This window comes from Luteitalea sp. (genome assembly GCF_022842525.1).
Lineage (GTDB): Bacteria > Acidobacteriota > Vicinamibacteria > Vicinamibacterales > Vicinamibacteraceae > Luteitalea.
In genome coordinates, this window is record NZ_JALHPM010000346.1 from 1 (window position 1) to 3,445 (window position 3,445).

Annotated in this window: 2 protein-coding genes; both read left to right on the plus strand. The window is 70.8% G+C overall.

All coding sequences use genetic code 11. The features are described from left to right. The first annotated feature begins 62 nt into the window (after positions 1 to 62). Entirely contained in the window at positions 63 to 2,108 is a 2,046-nt protein-coding gene (locus Q0C41_RS30680) for a PQQ-binding-like beta-propeller repeat protein (RefSeq protein WP_291990729.1), read from the plus strand. Between the two features lie 20 nt (positions 2,109 to 2,128). Continuing rightward, complete coding sequence (locus Q0C41_RS30685; RefSeq protein WP_291990730.1) at positions 2,129 to 3,421, plus strand: amidohydrolase/deacetylase family metallohydrolase; 1,293 nt, start codon at positions 2,129 to 2,131, stop codon at positions 3,419 to 3,421. Positions 3,422 to 3,445 lie beyond the last annotated feature (24 nt).

Below are 3,445 nucleotides of genomic sequence, written 5' to 3' on the forward strand. Positions count from 1 at the left end.
CCTGCCCAGCCAGCCTCTCTCCAGATCGACGCGCTCCCCTGTTTGACATAGATTTCCGGCCGATGCGCCATTTGACACCCCGGCTACCCCCTGCGGCGTGGCTGCTGGTTCTCGCGTGTGCCAGCTCTGCCAGCGCCCAGGCACCCGATCCCCGTGGCGCGCAGGTCTTCGCGGACCGGTGCGCGCCGTGCCACGGTGCCGACGGCCGCGGCGGCGAGCGCGGCCCCGACATCGTCTCGACACCGACGGCGCTGCGGCGCGCCCCGGCAGACATCGCGCGGGTCATCCGCGAGGGGGTGCCCGGTGGAGGCATGCCGCCCGTGGCACTGGCGCCGGCCGACGTTCCGCTCGTCGCCAGCCACGTCAGAGGCCTGGTCGACGCGGGCCGACGACGGCCGACCTGGCCGCGCGTTCGGGCGACGACACGCGAGGGGGCGTCCGTCGAGGGCCTGGTGCTGGCCGAGGCGGCCGACGACCTGCACCTGCTGACCATGGATGGCCGTCTGCGTCGCCTGCGGCGACGGGATGTGACCACGCTCGAGGCGCTGGGACGCGTCGAGATGCCCGTGCTCGCGCCACGATCCGTCGTCTCGCCCCCCTCACCCGATGACTGGGCCACCTACAACGGCGACCCTGGCGGCAACCGCCACTCGCCGCATCGACAGATCGCCCCCGACAACGTCGCCCGCCTGCAGTCGGCCTGGACCTTCGCCGTCCCCGGCATCCGCGCGCTGCGCGCCACCCCGCTGGTGGTCGACGGGGTGATGTACGTCGGCGCGCCGAACGAGGTCGTCGCCCTGGACGCCAGGACCGGACGCTCGCTGTGGCACTACCGGCGTCCGCGCACGCCGGGGGTGATCGGCGATGCCGGGGCCGCCGTCAACAGGGGCGTCGCGCTGGCCGGCGACCGGCTGTTCATGGTCACCGACGATGCCCGCCTGGTGGCGCTGCATCGGGCGACGGGCCAGGTGCTGTGGGAGGTCGTGATGGCCGACTTCCGCGCCCACTACGGCGCCACGTCGGCCCCACTGGTCGTCGGCGACCTCGTCGTCTCCGGCATCTCGGGCGGAGACGAGGGGGTGCGCGGCTTCGTCGCCGCCTACGACGTCGCCACCGGCGCGAGGCGCTGGCAGTTCTGGACCGTCCCGGCCCCGGGCGAGCCGGGGGCCGAGACCTGGAAGGGGCGGGCCATCGACCACGGCTGCGCGGCGACGTGGCTCACCGGGTCGTACGACGCCAGGCTCGACACGCTGTACTGGACGGCCGGCAACCCGTGTCCCGACTACAACGGCGACGAGCGCGAGGGCGACAACCTCTGGTCCAACGCCGTGCTGGCCCTCGATCCGCAGACCGGTGTGCGGCGCTGGCACTTCCAGTTCACGCCGCACGACCTGAACGACTGGGATGCCGTGCAGACGGTCGTGGTGGCCGACACCACGTTTCGCGGGCAGTCGCGCCCCCTGCTGCTGCAGGCCAATCGCAACGGGTTCTTCTACGTCTTCGACCGATCGTCTGGCGCGCTGCTGCTGGCCGAGCCGTTCATCCGTGGCCTGAACTGGGCCACGGGGGTCGGCCCGGATGGACGTCCGCGTCGGGTGCCCGGCATGGTGCCCACGGTGGGGGGCACCACGGTCTGCCCCTCGGTGGAGGGGGCGACCAACTGGATGTCGCCGGCCTTCAATCCCGACACCGGGCTCTTCTACGTGCAGGCCCTCGAGCGCTGCAGCGTGTTCCTGAAGTCGTCGCGGTGGTTCGAGGCGGGGGAGTCGTTCTACGGCGGCAGCACCACGCGGGTCCCGTCGGAGGTCGGCGGCAAGGTGCTGCGCGCCCTCGACATCCAGACCGGGCGGATCGTCTGGGAACTGCCCCAGATCGGCGCCGGCGACACGTGGGGCGGGGTGCTCTCCACGGCCTCCGGCCTGGTGTTCGTGGGCGAGGATGACGGCGCGTTCACGGCCGTGGAGGCACGGACGGGCCGACGCCTGTGGCGCTACGCGGCCAATGCCCCCTGGCGGGGCTCACCGATGACCTACGTCGTCGATGGGCGACAGTACGTGGCGGTGGCCGGCGGCGGCGTCGTGTACGCCTTTGCGCTGCCGGAAGGGTGACGCGGTATATCCTCTCGCGCATGCGCAGCACCGCGGTCCTCGCCGTCGTCGGCCTCCTCGTGGCGTCGCTCGCCGCGCAGGCGCCGACCGAGTACGACTTCCTGATCAAGGGCGGGCGGGTCATCGACCCGCGCAACGCGATCGACGGGGTACGCGACGTGGCCATCAAGGATGGTCGCATCGCCGCCGTCGCCGCGAACATCGCCGCCTCGCGCGCGATGAAGGCCGTGGACGCCCGCGGCCTCGTCGTGACGCCCGGGCTCATCGACCTGCACGTGCACGTGTTCCCGGGCGAGAAGCTCCGTGACTACGCCGGAGGCGACTGGAGCGTGTTTCCCGACGGCTTCACGCTGCGCAGCTGCGTGACCACCGTCAACGACGCCGGCACGTCCGGGTGGCGCAACTTCCCGGAGTTCAAGCGCCGCATCATCGACCAGTCGAAGACACGCGTCACCGCCTTCCTCAACATCGTCGGCCACGGGATGGGGTCGGGGGCGATCGAGCAGAACGCCGACGACATGGATGGCGCGATGACGGCCAACATGGCGCTGCAGCACAAGGGCGTGGTGGTGGGCATCAAGAGCGCCCACTACAACGGCACCGACTGGAAGCCGTACGAGCAGGCGGTCATCGCCGGCACCAAGGCTGGCATCCCGGTGATGATCGACTTCGGCGGCAACGTGAAGGCGGGTCGCACGCTGATGGACCTGTTCATGACGCACCTGCGTCCGGGCGACATCTTCACGCACATGTACGGCGGCGTGCGGGGCGAGCAGGATCAGACCACGAAGGGTCCGAGCGCCGCGATGGTCGCGGGGCGCAAAAAGGGCATCATCTTCGACGTCGGCCACGGCGGCGCGAGCTTCCGCTACTCGGCGGCGATCCCGATGATGAAAGCCGGGTTCCTGCCCGACTCGATCTCGACCGACTTGCACACGAGCTCGATGAACTCCGCCATGAAGGACATGCTGAACCTCATGAGCAAGTTCCTGGCGATGGGCGTCTCGCTGCCCGAGGTGATTCGGCAGTCCACGTGGAACCCGGCGCGGCAGGTGGCGCTCGAGTCGCTCGGGCACCTGTCGGTCGGTGCGTCGGCCGATGTCGCCGTCCTCCGTGTCGAGAAGGGGCGTTTTGGCTACGCCGATCCCGTCGGCGGTCGCCTGGACGGGACGCAGCGGCTGTCCTGCGAGCTCACCGTGCGTGACGGCAAGGTCGTGTACGACCTGAACGGCATGATTGCCGACCCGTGGAACACCCTGCCCGCCAATGCGCGTGGCGGGGATCCGAAATGGGATCGCACGCGCGGGCACTGACGTGCCCGCGGGGGCGATCGTGAA